This window comes from Bacteroides rodentium JCM 16496 (assembly GCF_000614125.1).
In the GTDB taxonomy this organism is placed as follows: domain Bacteria; phylum Bacteroidota; class Bacteroidia; order Bacteroidales; family Bacteroidaceae; genus Bacteroides; species Bacteroides rodentium.
The window spans coordinates 1-6,802 of the sequence record NZ_BAKJ01000087.1; the positions used below are offsets into that span (position 1 = coordinate 1).

Annotated in this window: 5 protein-coding genes and 1 pseudogene; all 6 read left to right on the plus strand. The window is 49.4% G+C overall.

Annotation, left to right across the window (positions count from 1 at the left end; all coding sequences use genetic code 11):
- Positions 1 to 493 precede the first annotated feature (493 nt).
- A complete protein-coding gene (locus JCM16496_RS22815) occupies positions 494 to 658 on the plus strand; it encodes a hypothetical protein (RefSeq protein ID WP_159102485.1) in 165 nt (54 codons plus the stop codon).
- Positions 659 to 882: 224 nt separating this feature from the next.
- Positions 883 to 1,511, plus strand: a pseudogene (locus JCM16496_RS20095) (DUF6266 family protein).
- Positions 1,512 to 1,613: 102 nt separating this feature from the next.
- Positions 1,614 to 1,715, plus strand: a complete 102-nt coding sequence (locus JCM16496_RS22820) for a smalltalk protein (protein ID WP_159102455.1) — start codon at positions 1,614 to 1,616, stop codon at positions 1,713 to 1,715.
- 227 nt (positions 1,716 to 1,942) lie between these two features.
- Entirely contained in the window at positions 1,943 to 2,611 is a 669-nt protein-coding gene (locus JCM16496_RS24420; RefSeq protein WP_244440517.1) for a hypothetical protein, read from the plus strand.
- A 667-nt stretch (positions 2,612 to 3,278) separates the two neighbouring features.
- Complete coding sequence (locus JCM16496_RS24425; protein WP_244440518.1) at positions 3,279 to 4,913, plus strand: hypothetical protein; 1,635 nt, start codon at positions 3,279 to 3,281, stop codon at positions 4,911 to 4,913.
- A 14-nt stretch (positions 4,914 to 4,927) separates the two neighbouring features.
- Positions 4,928 to 6,802: DUF6443 domain-containing protein (locus JCM16496_RS20110; RefSeq protein WP_025836320.1), on the plus strand; the 1,875-nt coding region annotated here is incomplete at its 3' end.

A 6,802-nucleotide genomic window follows, 5' to 3' on the forward strand; every position in this document is an offset into this window, starting at 1 on the left:
ATTTGAGTAATACTAAGCAGATTCGTGGAGAACGTCAAATTGCTGAAAAAGAAGGTAAGATGTTTGAGATTATTACGGGTGAAAAGACTCATGTTTCCGGCAATATCAAGGATTCTGAGATAGTGAGAAGAAAAGATATAGGACCTCAATAAATATCAATATGGGAAATTTTGATTATCTCTTGTTAGCTTTATAGATCACCTGCTTGTGCCTTTGTGCATGAGCAGGAATTTTTATTTCTGAGTTCCTGTCACTTATATCCAAGATAATAAGTAAATGTTGATATTCAGTTTATATACACATAAGGAAGAGATTCTTCGCTACGCTCAGTATGGTATGAGTTAATTCTTAAAACTTACTTTACCTTACGGGCTGTGCCTCTCTTCACAGCGACGGTTCGGGCGCGTATGACGACAGTGCCGTGTATTATGACGACCGTGGTCGTCTGGTGACCGAGAAGCGTAACGGCAATGCGAGCGGTATGGACTGGTAGGTGGCTTCTCCGGGTGGTGACGGTGTATTTCACGGTTACGACTACTCGTATGACGGCTTGTCGAGGCTGACGAAGGTCGGCTACTTGGAGAACGGCAGCGGGGGCACGGATTATGATATCTTAGGCAAGGCGATGCAAACGGAGGCAGGCACCACGCTTTTTTAAAATCCACTGTTTTCTTGGTTTATATTTGTACAGCCAAATGGTAAAGGCCGTTGGCGGAGAAGCCCGCTGCAGCGTGTGGCGGCTTCGTGGAGGCAGGCATATTGCTTGTCTTCGGTTCCCTAAAATATTTTATCATTATGGGACAGATTAAACAAGGAATCCTTGGAGGATTCAGCGGAAGAGTGGGGACTGTGGTGGGCAGTTCCTGGAAAAATGTGAGTTATATGCGTGCATTGGCCATCAGCGTCAATAATCCTCGCACGATGAAGCAGCAGGCACAACGTGGCAAATTTACTAAGAGTTTACGTTTCTTGTGTGCCATTGTGCCTTATGTGCGTACAGGCTATAAACAGTTGGGGCAAGGATGCACAGCCTTTAATGCGGCCATGAGCTACATGCTCCGTCATGCTGTCGTTGGTAGCGGCGTGGATTTGGCCGTGGATTATGAACGTGCTTGGTGGCCCGCGGCACGTTGATGCCCGCCTTCAATGCTGCGGTGACGAAAGAAGCGGGCAAGCTCTCTTTCAGTTGGGATGATAATAGTGGGATGGGCGATGCTTTGGCTACCGACCTGGCGATGCCGCTGGCCTACAACAAGGTGCGTGGCGATGCGGTCTACCTGCTTTCCGGTGCCACCCGCGGTGAGGGCAAGGTGGAACTCACCCTGCCCGACAATTGGGATGGCGAGGCTTTGGCGGTCTACCTGGCTTTTGCCTCGGAGAACGGTCTCCGTGTCACCAACAGCGTCTGCCTGCAGAACGACGCTTACGAGGAGGAGGAAACCCCGGATACGGGCGGAGGCACTTCCGGTGGTGGCAATGACGGAGACCAAGGGGAGAACCCGTTGGGCTGACGTCCAAGAATCCCATATCCGGATTCCCCGCTTTCAATAATCAATTCCCGGCTGAACTTCTACAGCCGGGCACCAACCACTAACCATTAATCATTGTTTGACATGAAAATCAGTAAAGAAACCTGGAAAGAAATCCTGAAGATTGTGGGCACCATCGTTGCCACCATCGCCAGCGTGCTGGGTGTGCAGGCCATGCCGCTGTAGGCACACCGCGCCCTTCCCCGGCTGTCCGAGAACTCAGGATGTGCTTGCATTATGAGATTTTCCAGGCACGGATAACACGGATTTCACGGAAAGAAGAAAGAAAAATCCGCGTTTTCCGCGTAATCTGGGTCTTCTAAAAAAAAGCTGCTGCAGAGTTTTCGGACAGCCTCCCCATCCCTTATCACGCAAAACATATTGAATAATTTTTCTAATAACAACGATTCATCATGAAAAGAATATCCTTTTTTTTATTACTGTTCCTTTTACTGAAGGCGACAGCTGCATATGCGCAAAATCCAGAAACCAACCTCCGGATTGTCCCCATATCTCCCAATGCAGCTTCATTGGGAACGTATGGACTGATACCTACCGACAATTATGTGGGTCAGGCCAATCTGACTATCCCAATCTACGAAATAGACCTTGACGGAAAGAAGTTTCCCATCGCACTATCTTACCATACGGACGGAACACGCGTGGCGCAAGAAGCCACCTGGGTCGGTCTCGGATGGACCCTCCAGGCAGGAGGCTGCGTCATCAGGCAGGTACAGGGCATGGACGACTTTGGTTCACGCGGGTGCTACAACCTTACTGATGCTCCGTGGTTGACCGATCCCAGATTTGATGTGACTGTTTTTAATTTGGAGAAGTATATGGATTATTTCAAAGGTGACTATGACGCCGAACCAGACATGTTCTACTTCCATGCAGGCGGACATTCGGGCTCCATGTTTTTCAACGTATTGAAGAATAACCGGCAACAGAATGCCGTGCCTACCATCCAGACACAAGAAAAAGTGGTAAAGATGGTATATGATATAAGTAGCAAGACATGGACCATGACAGACTTGATTTCAAGGATAAATTTAACTACAATTACTCCTACTCCAAGATAGAGCAGTGGACCTTGTCCGCCATTACCTTTGAAGGGGGTAAAGTTGAATTCGGAACGACAGACCGTGAAGACATAGAGAGTGCGGAAACCGGGAAAAAGGTACAGAAACTATCAAGCATCAAGGTGAGTGATGCTGCCGGTAACCTCGTCAAAACCACCATGCTGGAGTATAAATACCTGCTTAGCGGGATGGCTGCCACTACTCATGGACAGGATGACCGCTTGTTACTGTCGAAGGTGTATGATTTGGTGGGTTCAAAGACCGGCAATGTATATACCTTGGACTACAATATGGGGAAATTGCCTCCCAAACGCTCCTTGTCTGTAGATGTCTGGGGATTCTACAACGGTGCAACACCGACAAATACTTTTTTGAAGATTAGTCCCAGCATCTATTGGTCGGAGTCTATCAGACCGAGTGAAAAAACGACTCTGTTCAAAGAAGGTATGGACCGTTCATTCAACGAGGCGTTGTGTAAGATAGGGACACTGCGCACTGTCACCTATCCTACGGGCGGTACAACTACCTTTGAATACGAAGGACATCGTTTTGAGTATTTGCCTATGATGCCCCCCTTGCGCAAAGGAACCCTTAACCTGGTAGACAACGGTATGCAGCCCGTAGCACCCGGAGCTCCTGTCCTTATGTATATTGGCGAGCTTTTGAAGTGGACGATGCCAATCCCAAGATTATCATCCGCAGAAGACATGACGAACCTCATCCCAGTGAACATCTTGCTTCGTCGCTTACTTACACAACACAACTCGAGAAGAAAGAGGGTGATGGTTATAGAGCCTTGTTCTCTTCTCCCGATTATGACGTGATGGAGCCTTGGCCCGATGACATTGAAAAACAACTGGACAGAGGTACGTATCGCGTGACATTGGCAGTGCAGAATGTAAGATTGGAGTATCCTGTCAATATTTCGGTAGAGGTAGTAGGCAAAACGAATGCTCCCTTGGATAAGGATTACCTGGGTGCCGGGCTGCGTATCAAGTCCATCACGAATACGGACGGCAACGGTAACCGGAGCTGGCGTAAGTTCGAATATCAGAATGCAAAGCTGATGGTGAAGCCGGTATTCAACGCACCGGTCTATGTGGAACAAATGCAAAGTTGGGCAGGAAACTGGATGAGCGCTTACTACGAACTGATTCAATCCGCTCCTTATGTCCCTTTGACGAATCTTTCCAGAGGAAACCTTGTGGGATATACGGCGGTCAGTGAATCATATGGCGACATGGCTACTCAGGGATATACCACTTACAGATACCATAACGTTCCGGATGAGGTTACTGATATCTACCTGGCCGGTATTCCTACGGTGCCTGACTATGAGAACGGTAAACTTTCATCGGTAGAATACCGGGATAAAAACCATAAGTTACTGAAGAAAGAGGAGTACACCTACTCATCCTCTTCTTCGGAAGAGGTTTGGGCACCGAAAATACGCAACTATTATTTCAATCCGGATTATTCCCGTCCTACCCGTAGCATGCAGCCTTACAATCTGTGGGCACAATCGTACTATCTTAGCAAGAAGGTGACCACCGACTATCGCGCTGAAGGCAATGTAGTGGACGAAGAGAGATATGCCTATAACGGTTATGGGATGCTGTCTTCCCTGAAGAGTAACAAGCACGGGGTGGAGAAAGAGAAGCAGTTTAAATATGCAAACATCTTTACGGATGCCGTTTCCGTCAAGATGAAAGAGAAATATATGGTAGGCATACCCATAGAACGTATCGAACTCTCCGCGGGCAAAGTAGTGGACGCGTGGAAGACGGAGTATAAAGACACGCTCAGCATGATTCTGCCCAAACGTACGTTGAAATTCAACTCTACTACGCCCAAGACACTGGCTGATTATGCGGGAGCATACGTGCAGGATATCTGGTTTGGCAAGTACACTTCGAGAGGCCGGCTGCTGGGTTATATACGCAACAATCTGCCGGTGAGCTTCCTGTGGGCCTATAACAATCTTTATCCGGTGGCCAAGATAGAAGGAAAGACGTATGAGGCTGTAGAGAAAATCTCGTCGGCGGGCATCAGCCAACTGCCGGCCAATGCGAATACTGTGTCCATTACAGCTGTCCTGAACACAGTGCGAAACGGGCTTGCCAACGACAATGCTTTGGTTACCACCTATCTCTATCGCCCGCTTGTGGGTGTTACGGAAATTGTAGAACCGAATAAAGAGAAAGCGACCTTTACCTATGATGACTTCAACCGCTTGTTCCAGGTTAAGGACCATAATGGAAAGGTAGTGAATGAATATCAGTATAATTACAAACCCCAATGAAACGAAAGAATTGTATGAAACGAAAATATATGTTTATGGCGTTGTTGTGCTATGCATTGACAACAGCGGGGCAGGATGCCAGCCACAATTATGTGCGTACCCGTAGCATGCTGGATGAAACGGGAGGTAAATATCTGGATAAAGTGGAGTATTTTGATGGTCTGGGACGTCCGTTCCAGACGGTATTGAAGAAGGTGACGGCAAGCAACAGCAATCTGGTGACGCTGCAGGAGTACGACGTTGCAGGACGTGCCGCGAATTCCTGGCTGCCGATAGACTCGTCTGCCGATTATGTGGCACCTGCTTCTTTCAAGAGCAGTGCGCCCGGCAACTATGGTAATGACTCGCGTCCTTACAGCCAGCCGGTGTATGAGGCTTCTCCGCTGAACCGTACCGTAAAGGAATACGGACCGGGAGCTGCATGGTATAGCGGGCATTCCGTCAATACGGACTATCTGGCCAACAGTACGGCTAACGCACAGTTGAACTGCATCAACTATAGTGTAAGCAGTGCAGGTGCACTGACGAGTAACGGCAGCTATGCTTCCGGCCAGCTTTCGGTTGTTAAGACCACCGATGAAGACCTGAACGTGGGCTACACCTTCACCGACAAGATGGGGCATGTCGTATTGACACGTCAGATGAAAGGCAGTGAAACGCACGACACTTACTATGTGTATGACGACAAAAGTAATCTTTGTTTCGTGCTCCAGCCCATGTACCAGAGCTCGGCCAATCTCGACTTGTATGCCTTTCAGTACAAATACGACGGACGTAACCGTTGTATCTGGAAGAAGCTTCCCGGTGCGGGATATATGGAAATGGTGTATGACAATGCCGACCGCCTGGTATTCTCGCAGGACGGTAACCAGCGTGCCCTCACCTCCGGTAACTGGACGTATTACAAGTACGACGGCTTGAACCGCCTGACGGAACAAGGTGTATGCACCAACAAAGTGACTACTTCGGGCACCACTGTGCACATCAGGAACTACTATGACAGTTACAGTTTTGTAGGCACCCAGGGCTTTCCCGCGAGCAACTTCAGCAACGACACCTCCGGTTACAGCAGAGGATTTCTGACGGGCCAGATGGTGGCTGGCTTGGGAAGCAGCGGCCCCGTTTGGAAAGCCTTTTACTATGATATCCGCAGACGTGAAGTGAAACGTGTGGAGAGCAATGAGATGAGCGGCTATGACGTGACCACTACCGCTTATAGCTTCACCGACAAGCCTCTGACGGTGACGCATACGCAGAGTGCAGGTAGTACGAGCAGCACAAGCCTTACCGAGGTAACGACTTATGCTTACGACTCTGCCGACCGCCTGCAGAAGGTGCAGCATAAGTTGGGCAGCGGCCCTACGGTTACGCTGGCCGAGTACGGCTACGACAACTTCGGCCGCCTAAACAGCAAGAAGCTGGGCGACGCCTTGCACACTTCGACGTATGCCTATAACCTTCGCAGCTGGCTTACCGGCATCTCCGGGAGCAAGTTCTCTCAGACACTGAACTATAACAATGGCAGCGCAGGCTACAACGGCAACATCACTGCCATGGACTGGACCGTAAACGGCAGCAGCCACCGCTACACCTTCAGCTACGACGGTCTGAACCGGCTGACTTCCGCCACTCACGGCGCAGGCCGCTATACTGAAAAGGTTACGGGCTATGACAAGAACGGGAATATCCTTTCTTTGCTACGTTACGGCCAGACCTCAGCTTCTGCCTACGGCCTGATAGACAACCTCACCTTCACGCTTGCAGGGAACCGTCCGACCCGTGTGGATGATGCTGTTGCGGCCTCTGCCTACAACGGCGGCTTCGAGTTCAAGGACGGTGTTAAGCAGGCGAACGAGTATGTTTATGATGCGAACGGCAATTTGACCAAA

Excerpts from the sequence above, each read along its gene's own strand:
- JCM16496_RS24420 (WP_244440517.1), top strand. The coding sequence starts at position 1,943 with ATGAAAAGAATATCCTTTTTTTTATTACTGTTCCTTTTACTGAAGGCG.
- JCM16496_RS22820 (WP_159102455.1), top strand. The coding sequence starts at position 1,614 with ATGAAAATCAGTAAAGAAACCTGGAAAGAAATCCTGAAGATTGTGGGC.